At 54.4% G+C, this 25,547-nt stretch carries 24 protein-coding genes and 1 tRNA gene; 12 read left to right on the top strand and 13 right to left on the bottom strand.

Going from position 1 to position 25,547, the window contains the following annotated elements:
* Positions 1–66 precede the first annotated feature (66 nt).
* The 8 genes from N9C89_RS10070 to N9C89_RS10035 all read right to left on the bottom strand — a co-directional run bounded on the left by N9C89_RS10070 (position 67) and on the right by N9C89_RS10035 (position 7,512).
* Entirely contained in the window at positions 67–1,071 is a 1,005-nt protein-coding gene (locus N9C89_RS10070) for a hypothetical protein (RefSeq protein WP_263953750.1), read from the bottom strand.
* Between the two features lie 85 nt (positions 1,072–1,156).
* The gene (locus tag N9C89_RS10065; protein WP_263953749.1) at positions 1,157–2,086 is read right to left on the bottom strand and encodes an AEC family transporter; all 930 of its coding nucleotides are present in this window, start codon (positions 2,084–2,086) and stop codon (positions 1,157–1,159) included.
* Positions 2,087–2,884 (bottom strand): MBL fold metallo-hydrolase, encoded by a 798-nt coding sequence (locus tag N9C89_RS10060; RefSeq protein WP_263953748.1) that lies wholly within the window; start codon positions 2,882–2,884, stop codon positions 2,087–2,089.
* Complete coding sequence (locus N9C89_RS10055; RefSeq protein ID WP_263953747.1) at positions 2,881–3,678, bottom strand: TatD family hydrolase; 798 nt, start codon at positions 3,676–3,678, stop codon at positions 2,881–2,883. The genes N9C89_RS10060 and N9C89_RS10055 overlap by 4 nt, the downstream gene beginning before the upstream one ends.
* 19 nt (positions 3,679–3,697) lie before the next feature.
* Positions 3,698–4,825 carry a DNA polymerase III subunit delta' gene (locus tag N9C89_RS10050; RefSeq protein ID WP_263953746.1) on the bottom strand — a complete coding sequence of 376 codons (1,128 nt, stop codon included), beginning with the start codon at positions 4,823–4,825 and terminating at the stop codon, positions 3,698–3,700.
* Entirely contained in the window at positions 4,822–5,457 is a 636-nt protein-coding gene (tmk, locus tag N9C89_RS10045) for a dTMP kinase (protein WP_263953745.1), read from the bottom strand. Before tmk ends, N9C89_RS10050 begins: the two co-directional genes overlap by 4 nt.
* Entirely contained in the window at positions 5,454–6,641 is a 1,188-nt protein-coding gene (locus N9C89_RS10040) for a D-alanyl-D-alanine carboxypeptidase family protein (RefSeq protein WP_263953744.1), read from the bottom strand. Before N9C89_RS10040 ends, tmk begins: the two co-directional genes overlap by 4 nt.
* 10 nt (positions 6,642–6,651) lie before the next feature.
* Positions 6,652–7,512, bottom strand: a complete 861-nt coding sequence (locus N9C89_RS10035; RefSeq protein WP_263953743.1) for an SPOR domain-containing protein — start codon at positions 7,510–7,512, stop codon at positions 6,652–6,654.
* A 264-nt stretch (positions 7,513–7,776) separates the two neighbouring features.
* Between N9C89_RS10035 and N9C89_RS10030 the strand changes: the two genes are divergently transcribed.
* The 7 genes from N9C89_RS10030 (at position 7,777) to N9C89_RS10000 (ending at position 15,132) form a co-directional block, all read left to right on the top strand.
* Positions 7,777–7,866 (top strand) — tRNA-Ser (locus N9C89_RS10030).
* Between the two features lie 133 nt (positions 7,867–7,999).
* Positions 8,000–9,211 carry a tyrosine-type recombinase/integrase gene (locus N9C89_RS10025; RefSeq protein ID WP_263953742.1) on the top strand — a complete coding sequence of 404 codons (1,212 nt, stop codon included), beginning with the start codon at positions 8,000–8,002 and terminating at the stop codon, positions 9,209–9,211.
* Entirely contained in the window at positions 9,211–10,242 is a 1,032-nt protein-coding gene (locus N9C89_RS10020) for a hypothetical protein (RefSeq protein WP_263953741.1), read from the top strand. The genes N9C89_RS10025 and N9C89_RS10020 overlap by 1 nt, the downstream gene beginning before the upstream one ends.
* Before the next feature lie 122 nt (positions 10,243–10,364).
* Positions 10,365–10,568, top strand: a complete 204-nt coding sequence (locus tag N9C89_RS10015; RefSeq protein WP_263953740.1) for a MerR family transcriptional regulator — start codon at positions 10,365–10,367, stop codon at positions 10,566–10,568.
* A 119-nt stretch (positions 10,569–10,687) separates the two neighbouring features.
* Positions 10,688–11,539: a toprim domain-containing protein gene (locus N9C89_RS10010; RefSeq protein WP_263953739.1), complete on the top strand. Its 852-nt coding sequence runs from the start codon at positions 10,688–10,690 to the stop codon at positions 11,537–11,539.
* Positions 11,539–13,056, top strand: coding sequence for a YfjI family protein (locus tag N9C89_RS10005; protein ID WP_263953738.1), 1,518 nt, complete (start codon positions 11,539–11,541; stop codon positions 13,054–13,056). The genes N9C89_RS10010 and N9C89_RS10005 overlap by 1 nt, the downstream gene beginning before the upstream one ends.
* 648 nt (positions 13,057–13,704) lie before the next feature.
* Positions 13,705–15,132 carry a transposase gene (locus N9C89_RS10000; protein ID WP_263953737.1) on the top strand — a complete coding sequence of 476 codons (1,428 nt, stop codon included), beginning with the start codon at positions 13,705–13,707 and terminating at the stop codon, positions 15,130–15,132.
* Positions 15,133–15,596: 464 nt separating this feature from the next.
* On the opposite strand, the gene N9C89_RS09995 is transcribed toward N9C89_RS10000, so the two are convergent.
* The 4 genes from N9C89_RS09995 to N9C89_RS09980 form a co-directional block, all read right to left on the bottom strand.
* Positions 15,597–16,649, bottom strand: a complete 1,053-nt coding sequence (locus N9C89_RS09995; RefSeq protein WP_263953736.1) for a DUF1214 domain-containing protein — start codon at positions 16,647–16,649, stop codon at positions 15,597–15,599.
* 47 nt (positions 16,650–16,696) lie between these two features.
* On the bottom strand, positions 16,697–17,722 hold the full coding sequence (locus tag N9C89_RS09990; protein WP_263953735.1) for an AraC family transcriptional regulator: 1,026 nt from the start codon (positions 17,720–17,722) through the stop codon (positions 16,697–16,699).
* Positions 17,723–17,901: 179 nt separating this feature from the next.
* Positions 17,902–18,534, bottom strand: coding sequence for a tyrosine-type recombinase/integrase (locus N9C89_RS09985; protein WP_263953734.1), 633 nt, complete (start codon positions 18,532–18,534; stop codon positions 17,902–17,904).
* Between the two features lie 170 nt (positions 18,535–18,704).
* Positions 18,705–19,607, bottom strand: a complete 903-nt coding sequence (locus tag N9C89_RS09980; RefSeq protein ID WP_263953733.1) for a LysR family transcriptional regulator — start codon at positions 19,605–19,607, stop codon at positions 18,705–18,707.
* Positions 19,608–19,714: 107 nt separating this feature from the next.
* Here N9C89_RS09980 and N9C89_RS09975 point away from each other — a divergent pair, with 107 nt between their 5' ends.
* The 4 genes from N9C89_RS09975 to N9C89_RS09960 are packed head-to-tail and all read left to right on the top strand — an operon-like array spanning position 19,715 to position 22,621.
* Entirely contained in the window at positions 19,715–20,017 is a 303-nt protein-coding gene (locus N9C89_RS09975; RefSeq protein ID WP_263953732.1) for a DUF1330 domain-containing protein, read from the top strand.
* A 57-nt stretch (positions 20,018–20,074) separates the two neighbouring features.
* Positions 20,075–20,857, top strand: a complete 783-nt coding sequence (locus tag N9C89_RS09970; RefSeq protein ID WP_263953731.1) for a CmcJ/NvfI family oxidoreductase — start codon at positions 20,075–20,077, stop codon at positions 20,855–20,857.
* Position 20,858: 1 nt separating this feature from the next.
* Positions 20,859–21,860, top strand: a complete 1,002-nt coding sequence (locus tag N9C89_RS09965) for an LLM class oxidoreductase (protein ID WP_263953730.1) — start codon at positions 20,859–20,861, stop codon at positions 21,858–21,860.
* Positions 21,857–22,621 carry an SDR family NAD(P)-dependent oxidoreductase gene (locus tag N9C89_RS09960; protein ID WP_263953729.1) on the top strand — a complete coding sequence of 255 codons (765 nt, stop codon included), beginning with the start codon at positions 21,857–21,859 and terminating at the stop codon, positions 22,619–22,621. The genes N9C89_RS09965 and N9C89_RS09960 overlap by 4 nt, the downstream gene beginning before the upstream one ends.
* A gap of 192 nt (positions 22,622–22,813) precedes the next feature.
* Here N9C89_RS09960 and N9C89_RS09955 read toward each other — a convergent pair whose 3' ends face one another.
* Entirely contained in the window at positions 22,814–23,446 is a 633-nt protein-coding gene (locus N9C89_RS09955) for a tyrosine-type recombinase/integrase (RefSeq protein WP_263953728.1), read from the bottom strand.
* A 363-nt stretch (positions 23,447–23,809) separates the two neighbouring features.
* On the opposite strand from N9C89_RS09955, the gene N9C89_RS09950 reads away from it, so the two are divergent.
* On the top strand, positions 23,810–25,501 hold the full coding sequence (locus tag N9C89_RS09950) for a hypothetical protein (protein ID WP_263953727.1): 1,692 nt from the start codon (positions 23,810–23,812) through the stop codon (positions 25,499–25,501).
* The last annotated feature ends 46 nt before the right edge of the window (positions 25,502–25,547 follow it).

Here is a 25,547-nt window from a genome sequence, read left to right as displayed (position 1 = left end):
TAATGCCCAGAGCCTAAGCTATTCCCGCTACCGGCAACAACGCTTTATTGTCACAGCGCAGTTCTTCTATCGAAGCCAAAAGCCGTTACGCTTGAGCGCATTTCGTATGGCTGCTTCACGTTTAGGGAGGTTATTCTGATCAAAAAGCGCTCGTGCTTTACGGCCTCTTCCCTGATAAATCATGCGCTTAAATGGGTCATATTGTTTTAGTCGTTTCTTAAGCTTGTTTGGTGCTGCGACCTGTTCCAGAAGATCAACTACGCGATCACTTTCCCTTGCGTAGAGAAGCGGCATCAATCGATAGTGGCACGATACCTCGCCATCCAGCAGCCCATGCGGAATCGTATTTCGGCCTCCGCCCAAAGCATGAACGACAAGAGGAAGTGCAACCTGGTCCAGCCAAGGATCCAGAGGTTGGCAGATCAGCTCTTCTGGCGCGTCATCCCGAATGGCGAGCGCATATTCCAAAAACGTGGCACCAAATCGTTGCGGGCACTCATAAAAGAACCATCCCGCATTGAAGTAGAGGTAGCGCTCCCAAAATTCATCGGGTTTTGTAAGATCAAGCGAGCTCTCAAAATCAAGGCCAAACTTGTCATAGAGAGACTTCCAGGTTTGAGTATATCCGGGGCCGTACAACTCTTGCTTGGGCCAGGTATCCTCGCGTTGCATGGAGGCGCTTGGTTTGGCGAAGTTGAAGGGGATATCGGTGATCTCTCCCGTGATCAGCGTATCGGTATCAAAAAATATGAAGGGTTCGCCCTTGGGCATGGCAAGTAGTGCTTCGATTTTGTTGCCGTAGGGGTAATCCGCCCCAAAATGGTGCGCCACAAAGGGGATGATCTCTGCGCCGTATTCTTCCAGCCCGTCGCGGATATGTGGCGGCAGGCGCGTGTCTGTGCCGCTCCATTTAGCTTCGGCTTGGGGTTCCGCGACGAGCAGCCTGCCGGTAAAAGCTGGCGAATGGGCGCGCAGACTTGCCACAAACAGCAGGGCTTCGTAAGCAAGTCGACCGTTTTGGCCGATAATGACGATATTGAAATCTTGGCTGTGTTGTGCGCGACCTGTCATTCAATCTGCTTCCGATCTTGGCCCCTTTGGGGCTGTTTTCGCGAATTATAGAGTTTGGCTAGACCAACGAACAGCGGAAATACAGCTATGGCAATACAGAAAGCCAGAAGCCGATTGTCAGGATAGACGTCGCCGTTGCGATCAGCACCGTCGAAGCCGCCACCCGTTTGGCAACTCCGTACATGTTTGCGAAAATATAGGTGTTAACGCCCGGTGCCATCGCTGCGGCCAACGTGGCGGAACGCAGGCTTGCGTCTGGTAGCTCGAACCAATTTCCAAGTGTGAAGGTGATCGCCGGATGAAGGACCAGAGATAGAGAAATCGCATAGAGGATAACCCGCATATCGCCTTCGGGTTTGTAACGAAACAGAACGCCGCCAAGGCCGAACAACGCGGCGGGAAGGGCGGCTCTCGCGATCAAATCGGTTGCCTCATAGACCATTCGCGGAACAGGGATATCAAGTAGGTTCGTCGCGAGACCGAGCATGATCCCGATGACCAAGGCATTGCTGAAAATCGCTTTCAGAACCGAACCAAGCGTTGAAATCACACCGCTCTTTTTGTTGCGAACAAATTCCATGACTGTAATGCCAACCGCATAGCAAAACGGGGAGTGAAACGCGATAATTGCATAGTTGGCGCTTAATGAGTCTGGCCCAAAGGCTCGCTCGGTTATCGGCAGCCCGAGCAGCACCAGATTGGAGAACAGCCCGCAAAATCCGATAGCTACGCAATCTTGCCAAGGGCGGCCAAATAATAGACGCGCTCCGTAAATTCCGGCCAAAAAACTAACCGTCGCGCCGGTATAAAAACTGGCCAGCAATCCAAAGTTGATTGTCGCGGCGAGATCCAAAGTCGAAATTACCGAGAAGAGCAAACAAGGGATTGCGAACTTCTGGGTGAAGGTCATCAGGGCGTCGACATCGCGGTCGGAGAAAAGATTGCGCCAAACAACGAGATACCCAGCTCCGATAATCAGGAAGACGGGGAGGGTGACGTGGAGCGCCGCTTGCACCTAACTCTCCAGAGTCAGCACCATCCCGTCAAAGGCGGGTGCAATATGTTCGGGCAGTTCGTTGCGTAGAGTCTCGTAGTCCAGATCGATGTGCATGTTCGTGAGCACCGCGTTTTGAGGCGCCACTTTCGCAATCCATTCAAGCGATTTTTCAAGATGGATATGGCTTGGATGTGGTTTGCGGCGCAACGCGTCCAGCACTAATAACTCAAGCCCTTGAAGCCGGTCCCACGTTTGTTCGGGCATGTCGGACACATCGGGAATATATGCGAGATCTTCAATGCGGAAGCCAAGCGCATCAATCCGTCCGTGGATGACAGGAAGGGGCAGGAACGTAATTTCACCGCCAGCGCCAGAAACAGAAAACGGATCGTCTCCAATCGCGTTGAGTTCGCAAATCGGAGGGTAATCGCTACCTTTGGGCTGTACGAAGGCATAGCCAAACCGCGAGATAAGCGCCTCTGTTGTGTCGCTATCCGCCCAAACGGGCATGCGGATGCGGGTGTTGAAAACGATCTGGCGGATGTCATCGAGCCCGTGCATGTGATCGGCGTGTTGGTGGGTGAACACCACGCCGTCTAGCGTGCCAACGTCTGCGGCAAGTAGCTGCGCGCGCATGTCAGGAGAGGTATCGATCAGCGCACGGGTGATACCGTTTGGCCCGATACGTTCCACCAGCATAGAGCAACGTTGGCGACGGTTTTTGGGGTTGGCAGGATCGCATTCACCCCAATTGCCGCCAAGGCGTGGCACACCACCAGAAGAGCCACAGCCCAATATGGTGAAGCGATAACTCATGCCGCGCGCCACTCCGCAGCTTTTGTGAATAGCCGCTCGAAGTTTTGTTCGGTTTGTGCGGCAAATTCCTCAACCGACAAGCCGAATACCTCCGCGCCAACAGCGCCAGTGAGCGCACTATAGGCGGGCTCGTTTCGTTTGCCGCGATGGGGCGGTGGGGCAAGATATGGGGCGTCGGTTTCGACAAGGATACGATCAACGGGTGCCGCAGCGAATATCTCGCGCAATTCGCTCGAGCGGGGGAATGTCGCAATGCCGGACATGGACAGATAAAACCCAAGATCGATCGCCGCACGGGCAAGCTCTGCCGAGCTAGAGAAGCAATGCATAACACAGGAATAGGACCCGTTTGCGTACTCTTCGCTCAAAATGCGCGCCATATCTTCATCGGCTGCGCGGGCGTGGATGATTAGAGGCAGGCCCGTTTCCCGTGCTGCATCGATATGAATGCGAAGGCTCTCTTGCTGCACGTCTTTGCTTTCGGCGGTGTAATGATAATCAAGTCCAGTTTCGCCAATGCCGACAAATTTCGGGTGCTTCGCCAACTCAACAAGATCATCAACTGTTGCCATCGGCTCTTCGGCGGCACTCATCGGGTGCGTCCCGCCGGCCCAGAAAACTTCGTCATACGCCTCGGCAATGTTGCGCACCTGATCCGCGTTACGCAATCGGGTACAGATTGACACCATGCGCGCTACGCCAGCTTCTTTGGCGCGTTCTACAACTTGCGGCAATTCTTCAGCGAAATCAGGGAAATCGAGGTGGCAATGGCTATCCGTAAACCTTGGCGTCATGTCGTGTCCGTTATTGCGATCAGGCCGCCACTTCAGCCGCCGTTTGGTCCATCTTTAAAAGCATATCAAGGATGAGCGCCGCAGGGTCAAGGTTAACTGCACGACCATGTCGAACGCGCGCGCTCAGGCTTTGCTGTAATTCGGCCCATCTCCTGCCGTGTCGCGGGGTTGGCGCGAGCTTGGCGAAGAGCGCGATTTCGCCCTTAGCGGCCTCAATCACAGGCGGCCCCGATACGCCAGCGCGCGCCATACGGCTAAGGAACAGGTCAAACATATCCAGCAGTAACTCATAGCGTTCGGCATTCTTCTTGCCAACGGCGCTTTCGGCCATGGCGAGCGCGCGCGGGCGGTCAAGGCCGGGGGCAGCATGAAACAGATCGCACAATGTCTGGTATATCTGGTGCCCACCCAGCGTCACAAGGCGCATTGCCTCGCCAACGCTTCCTGCTGCCAGCGCAGCCAGAACTGTCGGGTCGGAAATCTCCTCAACACCCGCAGTGGCCAGAGCCGTTGCCAAGTCATCGGGCGAAAGCGGCGTGCAGCGCAATTCTCGGCAGCGCGATTTTATTGTTGGGAGCAAACCGCTGGGCTGGTGGCTGACTAATAAAAGGATCGTGTCATCTGGCGGCTCCTCAAGCAATTTTAGGAGTGCGTTGGCGGCGGATACGTTCATCTCGTCGGCGGCATCAACAATCACGACGCGGCGCCCACCATCAGTTGCCGAAAGCGACAGAAAGGATTTCAGCCGCCGCACTTCGTCGACGGTAATAACCGTTTTCAGCCCGTCACCTTTGTCATTCGCGGCGCGACGTAAAAGGAATAGCTGCGGTTCGGAGAGCGCCGCAATACGTTGTGAGACGGGATGATCGGAGCTGATATCCAAACTTGTTGGGGCAGGGGGCGCGTCGCCAAACAAACCGCTATCATCGCCTGCGGGCGGTTGCGCAATCAGGAAGCGCGCAATGCGCCATGCCAGTGTGGATTTTCCAACGCCACGCGGTCCAGTAATGAGCCAGCCATGATGCATGCGGCCCGTGTTGAAGGCCTCCAGAAATGCTGCCTCTGCCTTTGCCTGACCCAGCAGTTTTGTTGTCTCACGCGGATGGGGCGCGCCAGCAATGCGATCCGGCTCTGGAAGGTCACTCATGCCAGTATCTCTTGAGTTTTGCTTAGAATGTCTTGGTTGACCTCGCCAAGGTCGCGCGCGCCGTCAATAACAATGCAGCGCTCGGAGAACTCTTCTGCGAGTGCAAGGAAACCTGCGCGCATTTTGACCTGAAAGTCATTGCCAAAATCTTCGAAGCGCTCTTCGGACGTTTGGCGAGCCTTCGCGCGCGCCAGACCGATGGCAGGGTCCATATCAACAATGAAGGTCACATCCGGTTCGCGGCCGATCATAAGGCTATGGAGATCATCAACGACGGTGCGTAAATCTCCACGGCTTATGCCTTGGTACATGCGAGTTGAATCCGCAAACCGATCACAGATCACGATTTTTCCTGCTCTCAAGGCGGGTTGGATTGTTTTCTCAAGGTGGTCACGCCGCGCGGCAGTAAACAGAAGAATTTCCGTTTCCGCAGACCAGCGGTCAGGATCGCCTTCAAGAACAAGGCTCCTGATTTGCTCTGCACCAACGGAGCCACCCGGCTCGCGGGTCAGGATGGTTTCATATCCTGCTTTTCCCAACGCTTCGGCAAGCAGCCTTGCCTGCGTGGATTTGCCGGACCCGTCAATGCCTTCAAAGCTGATAAACAGCCCACCCGCGGGTTTTCCGTTCATAGAGACAGGCCCAGTGCTTCGCCGATGTACCGTTGAAACAGGATGGCGAACGCTGTGCGGAACCGTGGCAAAACGCCTCCACCTTCAATGCTTTGTTCCGCTACAAGAGGGACGCGCATCTCGGCCATGTCTGGCAGGTTCAAAACAAGTTCGCCCACCTCTTGGCCTTCGGCAATCGGGGCTTCAAGCGGACCATCGTAAACGACTTCGCCTTTGATCTCGCCTTGCACCAATGCAGGGACAAGCAAATTCAGGTCTTCGGACAACACAAGCCCGACAGTGGTTTCATTCCCCATCCAAACCTTTGCATCCGCAAGTTTTTCACCCGCCGGAGCATAGTTTTTCATAACAAATTGGCGAAAAGCCCAGTTAACAATTCGTTCGGCCTCTTCGGCGCGCTCTTTCTCGCTTGTTAAACCGGTAATAACGAATACAACGCGGCGCTTCCCTTGAACGGCGGACCCGACAAGCCCATAGCCAGCTTCGCTTGTGTGGCCAGTTTTGAGGCCATCAGCGCCGATCCCGAGTTTGAGTAACGGATTTCGGTTGAAACGGTTGTCAGGTGAGCGGCCGTCAAATCCGAATTCTGTTTCACCAAAGAAACCGTAATATTCAGGGAACTCAACGATAAGGCGCTCGGCAAGAATTCCGAGATCTTTCATACTCATGCGCTGGTTCGGATCAGGCCAGCCTGAGGCATTTGCGAAAGTCGAATTTTCCATGCCAAGATCAACAGCGCGATCATTCATAAGCCGTGCAAAGGCTTCTTCCGTACCGGCCAGACCTTCGGCAACAACGACACAGGCGTCATTTCCCGACAGTACAATAATGCCGCGAATAAGGTCTTTGACGGTTGGACGGTCTGTTTCGTCAAGAAACATCGTCGATCCGCCCATGTTTTTGGCGCGCGTCGATACGGCAAAGGTCGTGTCCATCGTGACGCGCCCGTCTTTGAGCGCCTCAAACAGCATGTTGAGCGTCATCAGCTTGGACATACTTGCAGGTGGCAAAGGAACATCCGCGTTCTTTTCCATCAGCAACGTGCCAGTTGTGACGTCAACCACGTAAGCGCCCGTCGCCCGCGTTTCGAATGCGTTCGCCGTCGACGCAATATTAACCAACGCTAATAGCAGCGCCGCGATCAATGTACGTGAATAGGAAACCAGAGCTAGTTCAAGACGCATAGCGCCCCCTTTACTTGTTTACGAAAAACGCGTCGCTATAGCCCATACCGACGACCTTTTTCTTTAGCGCATCTTTTTCGGCAGCACTGGAAACAGGGCCGACAATAACACGCCAGTATTGCTTTTCTTCGTTCGAAAACGTTGTGATTTTTGGCGTCGCGCCAGCTTTGCGCATTTGATCCGCAACCGAGTTGGCGTTGGCTTCAACACTGAAAATGCCGATCTGGATATACTGCGACTTGCCGGACGAGTCTGCTGCGCTCGCAACATTCGTTGGCTTTCCGGCGTCTTCAACAGCGTCCAAGGCCGCAGCGGCGCTCGCAATCGGGTCAAGCGTTGTCTGTTCAACTTCGTTAGCCGCAATCGGCGCGACGTCACCCTCGATAGGCGCATCGCTGGTGGCTTTTTCCGCTTCGACCGGAGCTGGTGCTGGCTCCACGACAATTTCCTTACGGCGCATCGCAACGACCGAAAGCTCCTGAGGAGAGCCAGCAATCATACCGATTGCTTCTGCGGCCTCCGATGAAACTTGTAGTTTAGGACCTGGCGTTTCACGTTCTTTACGGAAGAGGGCGCCAATAACAGATTGCCCGTTTGCTTCGTTGCGGATCATCACGCGTTCTGGATCAACCGCAGTTGGATGCGCAACCCAAATGCCGCCAAGCGACGGGCGCCCATCCCAAAGACCGACTTCCTGCACACTAAAGACTTCCGGCGCTTCAACGTCTTTTTCGACAACCTTCGCTCCCGATTCTGTCGTCGTCACGTCTCCGTCTTGAGACAGAAAGCTGCCGGCCCCTTCCTGACACGCAGAAAGTCCGACCACTGCAGATACACATACCGCGACCTTGAAAAACGAAGATACTGCCATGTTTTGCCCTCACAAATTCGCGCCGCTCAGCGCTCTGCCATTTAATGGCTATTATTTTCAGTGGCTTACGCCTTGTGTGTCCGGCTGCGCGTGTTGGCAGTTCCGTCACTATTCCCCACGTCCGTCAATCGAAATTTCGAGACATATGGGCATAGTAGACAAACTCCCGAAATATTTAAAGAGTCCGCATTCCCGATGGGCGAAATATTGCAATTGGAATAGGGGTTTCAGAATCAGAAAACGCGCGGTAACACAATCGCTGTCGGAGGAGTGGCAGAGTGGTTGAATGCACCGGTCTTGAAAACCGACGTAGGTGAAAGTCTACCGTGGGTTCGAATCCCACCTCCTCCGCCATCGGCTCCTTTCGCTGAGTTTTCTTCAATCGTATTTTCCGCTTAAGTTGCTTACATAATTGAACTTTCCTCCAGAGTAGATTTTACTGGCCTTCATTCGATTGCTTCCGTATGTTTTCGTCATGTGGTAACAAATGTGGTACCAATTGATGTCTTATCTGTCGGGGAAGCTTAATAAGAAGCTGGTAGAGAATCTCGGTCCTGGCCGTCATGGCGATGGGAGCGGGCTTTATCTTGTTGTTAGGCCATCAGGATCACGTAGCTGGATTGTGCGCGTTGTTGTGCATGGCCAGAGGAATAGCAAAGGCGCACCGCTTCGGACGGACTTTGGGTTGGGGAGCGCTGAGCTCGTGACGCTCAATCAGGCGCGCAGCCGGGCACTCGAATACCGCCGCATGGCAAAGCAGGGGCTAAACCCCAAGTTCAACGCAAAGCAAGACATCCCCAGTTTTGAAGAGATTGCCCAACAGGTTCATATCGAGCGTATGCCGACCTGGAAGAATGCCAAGCATGGTCAGCAGTGGATCAATACGTTGCGTGACTATGCTTTTCCCAAGATCGGCCGCATGCCGGTGGACAGTATCGGCCAGCCGGAAGTTCTCATGTGCCTTTCTCCGATCTGGACGGAGAAGCACGAAACTGCTCGCCGGCTATCACAGAGAATTAAGATCGTTCTTGATGTCGCCAAGTCCAAGGGCTTTCGCGATGGAGAGAACCCCGTGACGGCAATTAAGGATGCGCAAGTCCTGCCAAAGGTCACCAAGAAGCCCAAGCATCATGCGGCAATGAAATGGCAGGATGTTCCAGCGTTTTACACAGACCTCCGCTCGCGCAATTCAATGGCGGCAAAGGCGCTTATGTATACCTGCCTGACCGGCTCGCGCACGGGTGAGGTGCTCGGCATGCGCTGGGCCGAGATTGATTTCGGGGAGCGGCTTTGGAGGTGCCCTGAAGAGAGAATGAAAACAGGCGAGGCGCACCGTGTACCGCTCACAGCTGAAATGCTGACAATCCTTGAACCCCTAAAAGCATTGGAGTCGGAATATGTCTTCGAAGGGCAAAAACGAAACGCGCCGCTGTCAAACATGGCGATGCTTATGCTGCTACGCCGCATGAAAATCGAGGATGTGACGGTTCACGGCTTCCGATCGACGTTTCGAGATTGGGCAAGTGAAGTCGCCAACGTCCCGCGTGAAGTGGCTGAGATGAGTTTGGCGCATAAAGTCGGGTCGGACGTGGAGCGAGCCTATGCACGCTCAGATCTGTTAGAGCGCCGTCGCGAATTGATGGAGCAGTGGTCGAAGTTTGTTGCAGGCCCGAATGAAAACAAGACGAGGAAGAACTGATGTTTGCGCCTACTGGGTATATACCCTTGGTCGATTTGTTTTTCGAAGCCTTCGAACATGAGCCACAAGTTTACAAGTATTTGATTCAGTCGACCACCGATCTAGAGCGTTTTGATTTTGGGATGACCTGTGACATTTTGACTGGATGGGTCATGGAGTTTTGTAGGGGTAAACTTTGCATCACGAGCGACGGAATTAGCGCAATCACAATTAGTAATATAGCGCTCGAAAGTCCGCGCTTCCCGTGGTCCTTAATACAACGTGAACTCAGCGATGAGAACTGTGCATCACTTAACGTGAACGAAAAAATGATCGAGTATTACCAGCTGGTACAACCCGTTTCCCAAAACGACAAGCAGCAATTCTTTGATCGCGTCATTACGCTTTTTGATGAGGATTCAAGCAAGAAAACTGCTGATGGACATGATGAAAGCAAAAGCTCCAAGATTGGCTGGCAGGATATATTGTCTGATGAAAGTTTAAGAAAACTTATTACGCGATATTCCGAGAAACACGGTTTTGCTTATCCGCATCTATTTATTGATTATCGCTCAGGTGCAGTTTCACTTAAATTATACGATCATCTCGTAAGGCATGGTTTACCAGAAGTGAGTGGATTATGGGCACATGAATATGATAGTGCTGCTAGCGTTTTGAGGCGGTTCGATGGTTATACAGTGTGCGTTCCAAAAGCCCACTATGAGAAAAACTGGTCAAAATTCTGGGAAGAAAAAGCTGGTAAAGAACTGAGATTGTTAGAGGACAGCTTACCGCAGAGTGAATTGTTAGATGCTGGGTTTGTAGGTGGAGAGCAGAATGCTGATACTAAAACAAAATCTACGGTCGCAGATGAAACTACGGCAAGAAAGAAGCTTAGGCAGTACATCATCGACCACGAATACCCCGTGATGACTAAGAAGGCTTTCAAAGCAAATATTGCCGCCGATTTGGGAACAAACGCTTGGAACAGAGTTTGGAGGGAAACTGTCAAAGTTCATCCATATCTTTCAAAACGTGGCCCAAAGTCCTAAAAATAAGGCTGCAACGTGAATTTGATACCCGTATTTAATACCCCAATTAATTCGTGACCCCTATTTCTGCCAAATGTACTTCGAATAACTTGGAACCATGTTAACTACATGGAGATCACTCAATGACGGCATTGTTCGAAGATAAAAAACACTACGAGGCCACAGACCCGCTCATTCTTGCGTTGCTTGGGAGTCGTGAGAAGCAAGCGCAGATGCGCCACCATGGCCGCTCGCCTGCTTATTACCGCTTGGGGCGCAAGATCATTTATCAGGGTGTTGATCTCAATGTATGGGCAAACGCCCAGCGCATTGAGCCGCCAAAATAGGCGAAAGCCCCATTCGGTCGAACGGGGCTCTCTGGTATTTCTGTTGTCTTGTGGTAGAGCCTCAGAGTACCAGACCCGTTCCGAATTTCAAATCAATTTGAACATTTGGAGAAGTGTCTATGGATATCCAGTCACTTACGAAATCGCTTGGCGGAACCTTTGCCTTTGGCAAGGGGCAAGCGCCATGTCCGATTTGTCAGCCAGAGCGGCGCAAAGATCAAAACGCGCTCAGTCTATCTCAGCAGGGCGATAAACTGCTACTCAACTGCTTTAAGTCCAGCTGCGCATTTGAAGATATATTGGCCGAAGCCCACGGCCATGCGCCTCATTTGCCGCAATCCGCCTATCGCAAGCCATTTGTGGCTTCGGCGAAGGAGCGTGACAATCTGGTCGGCAAAGCGCGCAAGTTGTGGGAAGCGAGCCTTCCCATTCAGGGTACAGTCGCGGAGACCTATTTGCGCCGCCGTGGGATTATGTGCCTCTTACCGCAGAGTCTTCGGTTCCTTCCTAATATATACCACGGCCCGACAGGACGCTGGTGCTGTGCAATGATTGCCGATGTGCAGCCCACGGGCGGTGTGCATCGGACGTACTTCACCAAAGATGGTTTGCGCCTCAAGACTTCCGCAAAGATGATGCTTGGGCCATGCCGTGGCGGTGCAGTTACGCTGTCAAAAGGCGCTGGGCGGCTTGTTGTCTGCGAGGGGATCGAAACCGGCTTGAGTCTGGCGCAGATGCTTACGGCGAAAGCTCCAACTGTGGTCGCCGCTCTTTCCACCAGTGGCATGAAGAACATCTCCCTTCCAGAGCAAGCCCATGACCTCATCATTGGCAGCGATGGTGATCCTGCGGGAACACGTGCCGCCTCTCATCTTGCAGAGCGTGCGACCGCGCTGGGCTGGTCCGTTTCTTTGCTCCAGGCACCAAAGGGGCAAGATTGGAACGATGTTCTTTTGGCGGAGGTGTCCTAATGAAAGATATCGCGCAAGACATCGTTCCATATCGCCCAGAAGAGCCGCAGCCCCTGTTGCGGCAGATACCTGCCGGCAAGGCTTATCCGGTAGAGGCTCTCGGACCGCTCAAGGAAGTGGTGCAGGCAGTTCAAAACAAGACACAGGCACCAATTGAGATTGCAGCCCAATCTGCTTTGTCCATTGCCTCACTCGCCACACAGGCGTTTGGGGATGTGGAATGGCAGGGTGGCGTCACGCCCTGCAGCCTCTTTATGCTCACGATTGCCAAATCAGGGGAACGCAAGAGCAGCTGTGACAAGCTTCTAATTGAACAGGTTCGGGTACATGAGCGTGATGGGTTGAGTTCATATGCTGAGCTGAACCTGCGGCATACAACGGAACTGAAGATCTGGGAGAAACAGCACGACAAGCTCCTAGTGAGCGCCCTTTCGGCAAAACCTGCGGAAAAACAGGCCGCGGAAGCGAAACTGGAAACCTATCCTCCTGCACCGCTTGCGCCAATTGCTCCGCACAGAATTGTGGCAGAGCCTACGTTTGAAGGTTTGGTGAAACTGTTCAAGATCGGTCAGCCCTCACTCGGTTTGTTCACCGACGAAGGCGGCAGCTTCATTGGCGGTTATGCGATGAGCAAGGACAATATGCTTAAGACCTGTTCTGAACTGTCAAAACTCTGGGACGGCTCCCCAATCAGTTGGTCGCGCTCTGGGGATGGAACGACAACGATGTATGGGCGCCGATTGGCGAGCCATATCATGTTGCAACCTGTGGCGGCCCGTCCGGTATTGGCAAACCCGCTTGTCGTGAATCAGGGCTTTCTGGCGCGTTTCCTGATTTGTGAGCCAAAGAGCGCAATCGGCACCCGCACACGGCGTGAGTATCGTCCAGAGAGCGATTTGGAGATCGCAAAGTTTGGCAAGAAGTTGCAGGCATTGCTCGAACAAGAGCCGCCGTTGAAGGCAAACACCCGTCAGGAACTGGAGCCCCGCAAGCTGACGTTAACGCCAGAGGCCAAAGAGTTGCTCCTGGATTATGCAGAGGCAACAGAACTGGGACAGAAAGATGGCGGGGTCTATGCTGACGTCACGCCATTCGCAAGCAAGAGTGCGGAGCAAGCGCTTCGGATCGCAGGCGTTTTGACGCTTTGGGAGAGCCTGGACGCCGACCGCATCTCTGCTGAAACGATGGCGAGGGGTATTGATCTAGCCGAATACTATCTGCACGAAGCCAAGCGGCTCGTGGATTACGCTTTGGTCTCGGATAAAACCACGCGCGCAGAAGCGGTACGCACATGGCTCCTTAACAAGTGGGCTAAGCCAGAGGTTCTTCCGAGTGACGTCGTCCAACACGGACCCAATGCCTTGCGTGACACGAAACTTGCGATAGAAGCTCTCACGGTGCTGGAAGAACATGGCTGGCTCATTCGCGTTGCGCCCGATGAGCTTGTTCGCGGGGCCCGCAGAAAGCTGGCCTATCGCTTGGCAGACGGCGCTCGTTTGTTGAAACGTAATTCTTAAACGCCACCCCTGCTAATCTTGCTAATCCTGCTAATCGGGCCGCGCAAACGCCGAAATCTGGGACTCGATTAGCAGAAATAGCGGAAATAGCAGGGGCTGGTTTTTAAAATCGCGTTTTGCAAAAGGCGTCGCGATGCGGGGGGTGAGATCGAAAACGGTTAAATTTGGCGCGGGTTTTGTGGTCAGTTGCAACGTGATCATCTCAGTCGGTTGCGATGTTCTCATAGCGAGTACTAAACCAGACATAACCTGATCGAGGACACGTCAATTACCCTGAGGGGGGGCGGGTGTTGAATCTTTGGAACCTCATAGGTACCTGACCGGCGGGGGAGGTTTTTTATCTGAATGTCATAATTCGGACCGGGGGGCGGTGCATTATGGGACGTTGTGTTCAGGAGGCGCTAGGTTAGGGTCGGTTGGCGTGGATTGGCAGAATCCATTGACTGATTTGGTCTCGTGCATCGTTCGCGTGAACTCAAACGTTTTAGACCCAGTGTTGTGGATTGTTGTTCATGCCCGATTATTTGAAACCGGAGAGATCTTTTGTGGCAGTAACGAGAGGTGTCTGGGCGTATTTTGTTGAAAAACTCTTGTTGATTTGAAGGTGTTTGGCTGATTCAATTTCCTTATAAGATTGGGGATTGAGCCATGATGGGACCGAGGCAAGAAGCACAACCTGCGCTGTTTTACGCGTTCTCGCTCGAGGATCACATCCCCACGGATCACTTGCTGCGATCCATCGACCGGTTCCTCGACCTGAGCAGCATCCGGGCCCATCTTGCAGACTTCTATAATCACACCGGCCGCCCGTCGGTCGATCCCGAGCTGCTGATCCGGATGCTGTTGGTCGGCTATTGTTTTGGCATCCGGTCAGAGCGGCGACTCTGCGAAGAAGTGCATCTTAACCTCGCGTATCGCTGGTTCTGCCGCCTCGATCTAAGCGACCGGGTCCCGGATCATTCGACCCTTTCCAAGAATCGTCACGGCTGTTTCCGCGACAGCGAATTACTGCGGCACCTGTTCGAGACGAAGGCCGCGCGGTGTATCGAGGAACGTCTGGTGAGTGGCCAGCGCATGGCGATTGATGCCAGCCTGATCGAAGCCGATGCCAACAAGCAGAACTCCACGCCCAAAGAGGACTGGGACGCGGCAAGCATCGACCCGGCGGATGTACCCCGAGCGGTGCGTGAGTACCTCGATACGCTGGATGAGGCCGCCTTTGGCGCAGCAAGCGAGGTGCAGCCCAAGTTCACCTCGCATTCCGACCCGGCCAGTCAATGGACTGCCGCCCGCAAAGGTCCTGCGTTCTTCAGCTATTCCGACAATTACCTGATCGACACCGATCACGGGGTGATCGTCGACGTGGAAGCAACCAGATCAATCCGGCAGGCCGAGGTAGGATCGACCAAGACCATGCTGGAGCGGGTGAAGGCCAAGTTCGACCTGCATCCCGAACACCTGATCGCAGACACCGCCTATGGCACCGGGCCGATGCTGGGCTGGCTGGTTGATCGCAAGATCGCGCCGCATATCCCGGTCCTTGAAAAATCCAACCGTATCGACGGCACCTGGAGCCGGGCGGACTTCGAATGGGACGCCGAGAACGATCAATACATCTGCCCCGAGGGACAAGAGCTGAAGCAGTTCCGGCGGAATTATTCCGACCCAAACCGGGGGCCGACCGGACAGGGGCGCGCCAAATACCGCGGCTTGCGACTCACCTGTCAGGCATGTCCATCGAAGTCACGCTGCTGCCCCAATGCCGACTTCCGGTCCATCACCCGCGAAGAACATGAAGACGCCCGCCAAGTCGCCCGCGATATCGCCAAGACCAGACAATACGCCATCTCGATGCGCCTGCGCAGAAAGGTCGAAATGCTCTTCGCCCACCTCAAACGGATCTTGAGGCTGGGACGATTGCGATTACGCGGACCGAACGGCGCAAATGACGAATTTCTACTCGCTGCAACCGCCCAAAACCTCCGGAAATTGGCCAAGCATTGCCCGGCAGGGTATCGGCGAAGCCAATGCACGAGAGGGATCTTTCCTGCACCGCAGCAAATACGAAAAACCTGACAGGAAAGGCGCTCGCGCCGAATTTGGAACAGCTATTTCTGCGCTCGCAAACAGGAGTTTTTCCACAGAATCGGCGGAAAGCGGAAGTCTGCTGCGGGTGCGAAGTCGTTGTCGACAATCCTCGAAAGCGGCCGTTGGGACGCTTTAGAAACGACAGAAAGCTTCTTCGAGTGCACTTCACGGCTGCTTTACGCCTTCATGTCTGACGCCAATTACCACGATCGACCGTCTCGGAAACAGTTATTGCCTTTGCCTCGATCAGTTACCGGCCCGACCGGTAGCCGGTTCATCGCTGCGTCCGCGAAACAAACAGACGGCTTTCCGAAGAGCTGACATTCCTAGCCGATTGGCCTTTCCCGGTTGTGCCACTAGGCGAAGGCGAAAAAGGTGCCACCAACCGCCGTTCAACGAATTGTCCCGGACAGATGATTGCATCTGGATCACTGTTCGTCCGTCCGGCTCGCTTACTGGACAGGCGTTGCCGGCGGGAAGGTCCAACCGCCCGAGGTGAGTTCTTCACGCGGCTGATACATTCGCACAATGTAGTTCCAACCTTCTGTGATCGGAAGGCAGTTGATCCGTCCATCATTGCAGTCGCCGAAATGGACAGTGACACTTCCATCGTCATTTCGCTTTGCGGTCACGTTGTTGATCGAGTTCATCCCGAGATCGTTCGGCTCCATGAAGCCGTCCTTATTGTAAACTGTGACGGACACGAATCCGTCCACTGGGACCGCCTCGGAAATTTCCAGGACGTAGGGAGTTTTCCCATCGTTCTTTTCGGGCACCACGTTTTCGTACGCCGCGGCCTCGACAGGATTTCCGCCCCATCCGTATGCTGTGCCCAGGAGATGGTCAATCGGGTTGAGCTTGTTCTTGTCGCCAAACATTCCAGCGGCGCTCACTTTCGTCGCGGCAAGAACGTTGATCGCCTTTCGAAGGACGACAAGCGACTCTTCGTTCCAGTCAGGGATCACGAAACTGCCCATTACAACCTGCTTGACCTGAACGGCGTCCTGAAGGGCATTCGCCGTCTTGATGTCCTCTTCGCTGGTCGCGTCGACAAAAGTTCGCAAGACGATGATGACGTAGCGCGTACCGATTTCGCGCCTCGAGAATGTGAATTCTCCTGCGCCATGTTCGACCGGCAACATCGAGTGGTCTTCATTGATAATAAGCATGGACTGGAAGCGACCGTCGCTATCGGGTTTCACGATCGTCACCGGACCCGCATCGAGATCGAAGACGCCCGCAGAGTAGAGCGTGTCGCGGTTCATCCGGATCACGTCCTGCTTGTCCAGGGGGACAGGCACTCGAATATGGAAGAACTTGCCAAAGCCGCCCTGATCCACATAGCGCTTCATGGTCAAGTCGGTCTCTGCACGCACAAACGTATCGACGGAAACCGGAATTTCCGCATAAGCGGAGCCGCAAATCATCATTGTCGCGATGGCTGGCAAGCTAAGGGCGAGATGCGAGAAACCGCGCCGAGACTGCATCATTTTCCTACCGAACATGGTTGATCTCCCGTTATGTTTTCTGACGATCTATCATGGCCAGACCATCAGAGGTAACCATTTCCGGCCACCTTGTTGCGTGCGGCGTAGCGTAAATCTGAGGGTGAGATGCCCGTAAGCTCGCGAAAGGCGCGGCCGAGATGCGAGGGGTGGGAATAGCCCACCCGTTGCGCGATTTCGTTCATATCCAGATCGGTTTGCGTCAAAAGTTCCCTGGCAAGATCGACCCGGGTCCGTCGAACGAGTTCCCGGAAATGGGTGCCGCTATCGTCGAGCCGCCTTCTGAGTGTCCGCTCCGACATGTCGAGTCTGCGGGCGATGTCATCTATATTGACCGCGCCTTCGATGTCGGCCCGTACGAGCGCTTCGACGGCTGGAACCAGTCTGCGCGGTGCTGCACCAAAAGCGTCGCGAGCAACCTCTCCTAGGGTGACTACCCGGGAGGTCTGAAAGCGGCGCGTCGCAGTTGCCGCCGCCTGATCGAACACCACGGACAACTCTGGCTGGTCGAACCGAACATCGCACCCAAAGAAATACTCAAAGTCGGTAACATTTGATGGTTTCGGAAGATTAAGGGTCACTGAGCGTCGATATCCGCGTCCGAAATAGGGTTCAGCGATTGAGAGAACTACAGCGAGCGCCAACGGCGCGTAATGCTCATACTGGGGAATATTTTGCAGCGCAGCATGGTAGTTGACCCTGAAGGAATTGGCCTCATGGCGCAGGCTCAATCGATCATTCGAAACGTGAAACGCCATCAGGTCGCGGGTTGCGCCCATGGCCGCACCAAATGTCTTCGCTTCAGTAACGAATTCGCCAAACAGCCCATAGCTCTTTACGGACGCATAGTCTCCCAGTGCAAACAGGGCATTGCTGTATCCGACATGCCCAGCCACCGCCCCGAGGAACGCAATCGCGTGAGCCTGCGGCACATAGAAACGGGGCGTTTCGAGCACCCCAGCCGGCAGATCAACGCTATCGAGCAACTTGCGTAGTGATGCCGGGCCAATCTGAAGCCGCAGGCCATGCTCCAACCCGTGAAGCGCTCTTGTAGAAATAAACGGTTTCGGCAAGTCAGTCTCGCGAGTTAGCAATCAAACAATATTAGGTCGCATTCCAGCAGCGCGCAATTGTCCAGATCGCGCCCAAGCGCTGCAACGCAGCGAATGGCAGCAAAGGGCCGGTGCCGTTGGTCGGCTCCTGGTGGTCACGAACGGCAGGTATGGGCCGTCTGTGACGACGGCCCATTGGTTTAAATTTCGATAGCTTCGGCGATGGCCAGCGCATCTTCAAGCTCAACGCCCAAGTATCTGACAGTGCTGTCCATCTTGGTATGGCCCAACAACAGCTGGACTGCCCGCAGGTTGCCGGTTTTCTTGTAAATCTGCGTGACCTTTGTACGCCGCATCGAGTGCGTGCCATATGCGCTGGCTTCCAGACCGATGGACGTCACCCACTCACGGACAATTCGCGCGTACTGGCGGGTCGAGATATGAAGCCGTTCGTGAAAGCGCCCGGGCCAGAGATATTCTGAACCAATCATGAGCGGCTCTCGCATCCACCGCGCCAGCGATGCTCGAGCGCCTTCAGAAATTTCGAACCGCACAGGTTTTTGCGTCTTGCTCTGCAGAACCGACGCGCGCTCCTTTATTTGGCCTGACGCCTTGATATCAACCACTTTCATTTTCACTAAGTCGCAGCCGCGCAACTTGCTGTCGATGGCAAGATTGAAGAGGGCCAGATCGCGATGGTTTTCGGCCAGCTCCAGCCGCACCCTGATCGCCCAGACGTGTTTGGGCTTGAGCGGCCGTTTCTGGCCGACGATCCGGCCTTTGTTCCAGGCTGGGCGTAGTGCGCGGATGGCGGGTAGGTTTGGTGTTTCCATGACGGATCCTCCGTTCCACCACGCCCTCCACATCGACAACCCGACGTTGACAAAACATCATACCACAAGACGCTGCATTGCACCCGAGGTCGGCTTTGAGCCCATACCAACAAATGCTGCGCTTTACATGCATGGCGGCTTAACAAGCAAATTGACCCTCGCAGAACATGCTATTGCCACGCTGGTTTTTTCCCGATCCGGTCGAGAAGAAAGTCCATAAACACCCGCACTTTTGCGGAGAGAACGTTTGTCTGCGGATAGATCAACCAGAGAGCGGTGTCGGCCACGCAAGTGTAGTCCGAGAGGACACGGACTAGACGACCGGAGGAGAGTTCATCATGCACACTCCACAGGGAATTTTGTGCGATGCCAGCACCAGCTAGCGTTGCGACCTTGTGGCTATGCCCATCGTCCATGATCAAATTGCAGTGGCCTAGGTTTGGATCAAAGTCTGCATGTGTACCGTCATCTTTGATCATGCGATGTGGCAGGTCATTTCCGAATGCCACCAGTTGATGATCTTTAAGGCCATCAGGCGTCTCTGGCTGTCCATGCTCTTTCAAGTAATCCGGTGAAGCGCAGAGGATGCGCGTGTCATCGGCGAGTTTGCGACCACGCAGGCTTGAGTCCTCAAGAACGGCATTCCTGAGCGCCAAATCGAAACTGCCATCGATAAGGTCGAACTGTTTGTCCGACAGCCGCATATCCAAACGTAAGTCTGGGTGATCCCTCATAAAGTCCGGCAAGATGGGGGCGATATAGAGTTGGGCAAATGTGCTCGGGGCGGTGAAGCGCAACGTGCCGGATACCCGCGCCTTGCCCTGGCCTAGCGCGGCTCTGGCGGCGTCTTCGCGCGCCACAATGTCTCTGGCATAGGGCAAGAACTCGAGCCCCTCCGTTGAGAGTGCGACCTTCCGTGTGGACCGATGCAGTAGGTCTGCCCCCACACTTTTCTCCAATTTGGTCATCCACGCACTGGCGACCGACGGGGCAAGCCCAAGTTCTCGCCCTGCTGCGCTGATATTCAACTTGTCAGCGGCAAGAACAAAAAGGCGCAGAGTATCTGTTTCCATAATTATATCCAAAACCGGAAATGTCCTTTCTGATTTGACCCAGTTTATTCCGATATTGCAATGCCTCATATCTCCTGCGACAGACACAACCCAACAGGAGATGCCTCATGGCCTATTATTCCGTTCTCGCCGTCACGCCTTCCCGCGAAGACTGGATCCCCGCCTATCTGCCAGCAGCCAACAAGTTGGTTGCAAAGCACGGCGGCAAGTATTTGGCCCGCACGGCCTCACACGAACAAGTGGAGGGCGGTGAGCAAACATCTGCGCTGCGCATCATTCTTGAATGGCCATCGAAAGAGACGGCGATGAGCTTCATGAACGACCCGGAGTACAAGCCCCATCTTGATGCCCGGACCGCAGGATCGGAAAGCTACCACTTCGTGATCGAAGGCAAGGACGATCTCGCCTGAGGTTTTGATCTGGGCCCGGTGCATCGCATCTGGCCTCCCGCAACGAGGACAATCAAGATGCCACGCACTGCAACGGTGAATTACCATGTTCACGCATCTGAGCGGCAAGCCTACCAGATTGATGCTGGTGGCGTTGTTGGGAAGATCATCTCGCCGGAACACAATGTAACCGAGGTAGAACTGACCGATGTCCGTATGGATGGCGGTGTGAGTTTTGAAAATGACAGTGTTGGGTTCCTGACAGCCCCCTCGACCGTGAGCGCCTTTGATCAAAGCCGTACTTGGCAAGACGCCTATGATCTGGAACTCGCGACCCTGCTCAAACGTGAAGTGGGGGCAACCGAGGTCATCATATTCGACCATACCGTGCGGATTGATGATCCCGACGCGACCCGCAAACCGGCCCGCAATGTCCACAGTGACTATAGCCCCGAAGGTGCACATGGGCGGCTGATCGACATTCTGGGTGAGGCGAAAGCCGCTGAATGGTCAGGCGGACATTACGGCTTCATCAATGTGTGGCGTCCGGTGGAACACCCGATCAACTCAGCACCCTTGGGCTTTGTGCGGCCCTCCAGTGTGGCTAACGAAGATTGGCTATTGCTGGACCTGATTTACCCCGACCGGCGGGGGCACATCATGGGGCTTGTTGGGAACCCGAACCATGAATGGTTGTATCAATCCCGTATGACGCCGGACGAGGTGGCGATGTTTAATATCTACGACAACCGGGGCAAGGCGTCGGTGGCCCATTCGGCGCTGGACATGATCGAAGACTCGACGATCACCACAGTCAGGCAGAGCATCGAGAGCCGCACTTTGGTGCGCTACGGAGATTGAGATGGTAGATACGCAGGTGATGCCAGACACAGCAACACCCATGACGTTTCCGTCACTGAACCGGGCCTACAACACCGTGTTCCGCCCGGGAGACCTAACGGTTGGCCTGGTTGTTCCACTGGATGCCCATCACGGCAACCCGGTGCCGGATATGACCCGCCACATCGAACGGGCACAGATGGCTGACGAATTAGGGTTTGCCGCTTTGTGGCTACGTGACGTGCCGTTTAATGTGCCTAGTTTCGGAGATGCCGGGCAGATGTTTGACCCATTTGTTTATCTCGGCATGTTGTCTGGATTAACACGGAACATCTCACTCGGCATCGCCAGCATCATCCTGCCTCTGCGCCATCCGGCACATGTAGCCAAGGCAGCCGCATCTGCCGATCAATTGTCCGGTGGCCGTCTTTTGTTGGGTGTCGCATCCGGCGACCGCCCTGAAGAATACCCGGCCCTAGGCATGAGCTTTCCTGACCGAGGAGCGCGGTTCCGCGAAAGTCTGGCTTACATCCGAGCAATGTCTGCGGAGTATCCGACCCACACCGGCGATCATGGAACCCTGAATGGGTCGATGGATATGTTGCCCAAGCCCGTAAACGGGCGGGTGCCGATCCTCATCACCGGCGGTTCACAGCAGAACCCGGAATGGGTCGCCTCCCATGGCGACGGCTGGATGACGTACCCACGGGATATCGCTTCACAGGCTCAAGTGGTGAAAGACTATCGTTCGCGTGGTGCAAATACCGGTGCAGATACAAAGCCTGTCATGCAGTCCCTCTATGTTGATCTCGTCGCCGAAGTTGAAGCCGAGCCGACACCAATCCATCTCGGGTTCCGTTCCGGTGTCGCGTTCCTCAAGACATATCTCCGGTCTCTGCGTGACCACGGGATTAACCACGTCGCGCTGAACCTGCGGTTCAATAATGCCGATATCGAAGAAACAATGAGGCACCTAGCTGATGAAGTGCTTCCCGAATTTCCAACAGAAATGAGTATGCGATGACCAAAACAATTCTTATCACAGGATCCACCGATGGCATCGGTCTGCTGACCTCCAAGACCCTTTCTGAAAGGGGCCATACGCTCATCCTTCATGGCCGGAGTGCGGACAAGCTGGCGTCGGCAGCGCAGGAAGTTGGGGGTGGCGTTGCTGCCTATCAGGCGGACCTGTCGTCCCTGCAAGAGACAGCCAAGCTCGCTGAGGCGGTTACAGCCAACCACGACCGCATTGATGTTCTGATCAACAATGCTGGTGTGTACAAAACACCCAATCCGATTCTGTCAAACGGCCAGGATGTGCGGTTCGTGGTGAACACATTGGCCCCGCATGTTTTGACTGAGGCATTACTGCCAATAATTCCAAGCGATGGCCGTATCATTAACCTGTCCTCTGCTGCCCAAGCCCCGGTCGATCTTGCAGCCTTGGCCGGAGGCAAGCACTTGGATGACATGGGGGCCTATGCACAAAGCAAGCGCGGCATCGCCTTATGGTCTGCGCAGATGGCGGCAATGCACCCTGAAGGACCAGTCTTCATTGCCGTCAATCCCGGCTCTTTGCTGGCGTCAAAGATGGTGAAGGAAGGCTTCGGCGTCGCCGGAAACGACCTGCAAATCGGGGCAGACATCCTTTGCCGCCTGTCGCTGGATGCCGACTTTGTCGATGCATCTGGCCGGTATTGGGACAATGATGCGGGAGGCTTTGGTCATATCGATTTGAGACAGGCTGAAGGTGTAACCAAGGCTATCGCATCACTGGCTCATTGAGTGTCTCGTTCACGGGCCAAAGCAGACTTAAGAAACTGGATGCCGAATGACTGGTGTGTCCCGCATTAAGGCCATTCGGCGTGATGGAATGCTGTAGGATGCACGGATGTCCGGTCTGGGGTGGTTGCGCCGCAGCAAAGGCGTCTTAAGTGAACGGCAGCTCTGGGCCGTCCGTGAAGACAGCCCATTGGTTTAGATTTCGATAACTTCGGCGATATCCGGCGCATATTCAAGCTCAACGCCAAGGTATCTGACAGTGCTGTCCATCTTGGTGTGCCTCAACAGGAGTTGGACCGCTCGTAGGTTTTCGGTTTTCTTGTAAATCTGCGTGACCTTTGTCCGCCGCATCGAGTGCGTGCCATATGCGCTCGCTTCCAGGCCGATGGACGTCACCCACTCACGGACAATCCGCGCGTACTGGCGGGTCGAAATGTGAAGTCGTTCATGAAAGCGCCCGGGCCAGAGATACTCTGAGCCGATTATGAGCGGCTCTCCCATCCACCGCGCCAGCGATGCGCGAGTGCCTTGAGAAATTTCGAAACGCACAGATTTCTGCGTCTTGCTCTGCAGAACCGACGCGCGCTCTTTGATTTGGCCTGACGCCATGATATCGACCACCTTCATTTTGACCAAATCGCAACTGCGTAGTTTGCTGTCGATGGCCGGTTTAATAAGCGCCAAATTTCGGCGGGCCTCCGCCAACTCCAGTCGCACCCTAATCGCCCAGACGTGTTTGGGCTTGAGCGGCCGTTTCTGGCCGACGATCCGGCCTTTGTTCCAGACCGGGCGTAGTGCGCGGATGGCGGGTAAGTTTGGTGTTTCCATGACGGATCCTCCGATCCACTACGCCCTCCGCATCAACAACCCGACGTTGACAAGACATCATATCACATGATGCCGCGCCGCCGCATGACTGCTCTAGAGCCCGACTGACAGATGCTACATCTTGCACCAATGACTGCTACTTGTGGGTAACAAAGTGAGCGCCGATGGTACAAGGACGAAGGCGTTCGGGTTGTATACACCTCTGAACGCGTATGTCTCGCTGACCGCGGCGTCCTTTCAGGCGAGTTTTCATTGATAAGTGTGCGTTTGTCGGTCAGATTGATCTATAGATATCAATTATTTGGGCATCGCGAAATTGCTCGCCAAGTCGAGGGTTTGCCCTAACAAGAATAGAATTGAGCATTGAATATGCGCCAAACATCAAGTCGAAATACTATAAACAAACCAACTGACTCCATGCTCGATCGGGAGTTTGAGGAAATTGCCGATCGCCAGCGCTTTATGGCCATTCTTTTTTCTCTTGGTGCCGCAGCTTTTGTTGCGTGGGCATCTCTTTCGCGTGAGGAAGCAACCGCTTTCTACTTTGGACTAATTGGGGCTGTTCTTTTTCTGACTGTCGGAATGATGAAAGGTAGCAAGGCAAGACAAAGTCGAACCAAGTGCAATGAGTATAGGGCACGCCGAAGGCAGCTAGAGGACTTATTCAAAGAAGAAGATCCTTCGGCAATCGAATGCGGAATCAGGCAACTTAAGGCGACTAAGCTTGCACCTCACTTAAGCAAGCTCGTCGAGGCATGGTTGCCGCCGCTTTATACGCGATTGGAAGAGGCGCGAGAACAAAAAGAGATCGAGAGAACACGTTTGGAAAAAATGCGTCGACGTGAATCAGTTTTGAAGGCCACTGCCCAAATTAAGGAGTTGGCGAAAGCGAAGATTTGCCAATCACGCAAGTCGCATCCCGTCCTTGCCGCACGTGACGCAGCTATTCAACGTCTCGCGCGGGTCAAAGCTCGCAGGGTTCAGCTCGAAGCCGATGTCGATGAGATGCTGGAGTGCACGTCTTGGTGGACCAAACTCACCTACGACTACCCCGACTACAACAAAATGGACAAGGAAATCCGAGATTTCGAGCGAGATGTCCGGCTCTTCCTTTCGCGCAAGGCAGATATCATTCGGGAAGCTGAAGAAAAACACGACGCCGCGGTTGGGCGCATTGACGTGAGACTGCGGCTGATCGAGGAGAACGTCATGGGTGCCATTCCGGATAGGAGGCAGGCCCCCTTCGATGGTGATACAATTATTCGGAACTCACTTATCCTGTCCGCACTATCAGTACCCGTCTCCGCCTGGCAGGATATTTCCCAGGCCGGTGAAGTTTATGATGCACTGCGCTCGGTAAATGGCAATTTTGAGGGAATGAGCGATAGCGAAATATGGCTTCAAACGCTGACTATGGAGCCTCAGAGCCTTGCGGGCCTTGCATCACTCACGAAGGGAGCGCTTTTTGAAGCTCATGTAGCAACGAGCACCGGCGGTACTCTTCACGAACACTTCAATACGCCTGATACCGACATCGTAATCGATGGGGTGGAGTTCCAGGTTAAAGCGACGGACAGCGCAAGCTACATCGAAAGCGTCGATACTAGCATCACAGTTATTGCAACCAGTGAAGTCGCTGCGGAAACAGGTGCCATTGACGGCGGCATGTCGAATGCTGAACTCGACAATGCTATGGAACTCGCCCTCGGAGGGTCCGTAGTGGACTTTCCTGATACGGCGATGGACGCAGTAATCGGCGGTTTCGGCGGTCTAGGTGTGTTCGCTACACTTCGTGGCATCAACCACGCGATTGATCGTCATCGTGAGGGCATCGACAAGGTAGAGGCGATCGAGGAAGGCATCGGCGTCGCTGTGACGGGCACTATGAAGGCAACCGTGGACATTGCGGAGATGGGCTACAAAGTCGCTACGTCTCGTCCAAGCCGCTTCTTGGGGCGTCAGGTTGTCAAGGCTGGCAAAGGAATTGGTCGCGCGATCGAAGCAGCGGAAGAGCGTGGGCGCGAGAAAGAGGTAACCGAGAAGAAAAAGATCTGAACAAGTGCTAGTAGCTTCGCCACGGAATGTGCCGCTCCTTACTTGT

Origin of the sequence: Halocynthiibacter sp. SDUM655004 (assembly GCF_026015885.1) — a bacterium.
GTDB classification, from domain to species: Bacteria; Pseudomonadota; Alphaproteobacteria; order Rhodobacterales; family Rhodobacteraceae; genus Falsihalocynthiibacter; species Falsihalocynthiibacter halioticoli.
This window is presented reverse-complemented; position numbering and strand designations above follow the sequence as displayed.

Bases quoted from the DNA above. Each gene is read 5' to 3' on its own strand.
- N9C89_RS10010 (WP_263953739.1), top strand. From the start codon at position 10,688: ATGGATATCCAGTCACTTACGAAATCGCTTGGCGGAACCTTTGCCTTT.
- N9C89_RS10005 (WP_263953738.1), top strand. From the start codon at position 11,539: ATGAAAGATATCGCGCAAGACATCGTTCCATATCGCCCAGAAGAGCCG.
- N9C89_RS09965 (WP_263953730.1), top strand. From the start codon at position 20,859: ATGGTAGATACGCAGGTGATGCCAGACACAGCAACACCCATGACGTTT.
- N9C89_RS10015 (WP_263953740.1), top strand. From the start codon at position 10,365: ATGACGGCATTGTTCGAAGATAAAAAACACTACGAGGCCACAGACCCG.
- N9C89_RS09960 (WP_263953729.1), top strand. From the start codon at position 21,857: ATGACCAAAACAATTCTTATCACAGGATCCACCGATGGCATCGGTCTG.
- N9C89_RS09955 (WP_263953728.1), bottom strand. From the start codon at position 23,446: ATGGAAACACCAAACTTACCCGCCATCCGCGCACTACGCCCGGTCTGG.
- N9C89_RS09970 (WP_263953731.1), top strand. From the start codon at position 20,075: ATGCCACGCACTGCAACGGTGAATTACCATGTTCACGCATCTGAGCGG.
- N9C89_RS09975 (WP_263953732.1), top strand. From the start codon at position 19,715: ATGGCCTATTATTCCGTTCTCGCCGTCACGCCTTCCCGCGAAGACTGG.
- N9C89_RS09985 (WP_263953734.1), bottom strand. From the start codon at position 18,534: ATGGAAACACCAAACCTACCCGCCATCCGCGCACTACGCCCAGCCTGG.
- N9C89_RS10070 (WP_263953750.1), bottom strand. From the start codon at position 1,071: ATGACAGGTCGCGCACAACACAGCCAAGATTTCAATATCGTCATTATC.
- N9C89_RS09980 (WP_263953733.1), bottom strand. From the start codon at position 19,607: ATGGAAACAGATACTCTGCGCCTTTTTGTTCTTGCCGCTGACAAGTTG.
- N9C89_RS10055 (WP_263953747.1), bottom strand. From the start codon at position 3,678: ATGACGCCAAGGTTTACGGATAGCCATTGCCACCTCGATTTCCCTGAT.
- tmk (WP_263953745.1), bottom strand. From the start codon at position 5,457: ATGAACGGAAAACCCGCGGGTGGGCTGTTTATCAGCTTTGAAGGCATT.
- N9C89_RS10035 (WP_263953743.1), bottom strand. From the start codon at position 7,512: ATGGCAGTATCTTCGTTTTTCAAGGTCGCGGTATGTGTATCTGCAGTG.
- N9C89_RS10040 (WP_263953744.1), bottom strand. From the start codon at position 6,641: ATGCGTCTTGAACTAGCTCTGGTTTCCTATTCACGTACATTGATCGCG.
- N9C89_RS10050 (WP_263953746.1), bottom strand. From the start codon at position 4,825: ATGAGTGACCTTCCAGAGCCGGATCGCATTGCTGGCGCGCCCCATCCG.
- N9C89_RS09995 (WP_263953736.1), bottom strand. From the start codon at position 16,649: ATGTTCGGTAGGAAAATGATGCAGTCTCGGCGCGGTTTCTCGCATCTC.
- N9C89_RS10025 (WP_263953742.1), top strand. From the start codon at position 8,000: ATGTGGTACCAATTGATGTCTTATCTGTCGGGGAAGCTTAATAAGAAG.
- N9C89_RS10060 (WP_263953748.1), bottom strand. From the start codon at position 2,884: ATGAGTTATCGCTTCACCATATTGGGCTGTGGCTCTTCTGGTGGTGTG.
- N9C89_RS10020 (WP_263953741.1), top strand. From the start codon at position 9,211: ATGTTTGCGCCTACTGGGTATATACCCTTGGTCGATTTGTTTTTCGAA.
- N9C89_RS10000 (WP_263953737.1), top strand. From the start codon at position 13,705: ATGATGGGACCGAGGCAAGAAGCACAACCTGCGCTGTTTTACGCGTTC.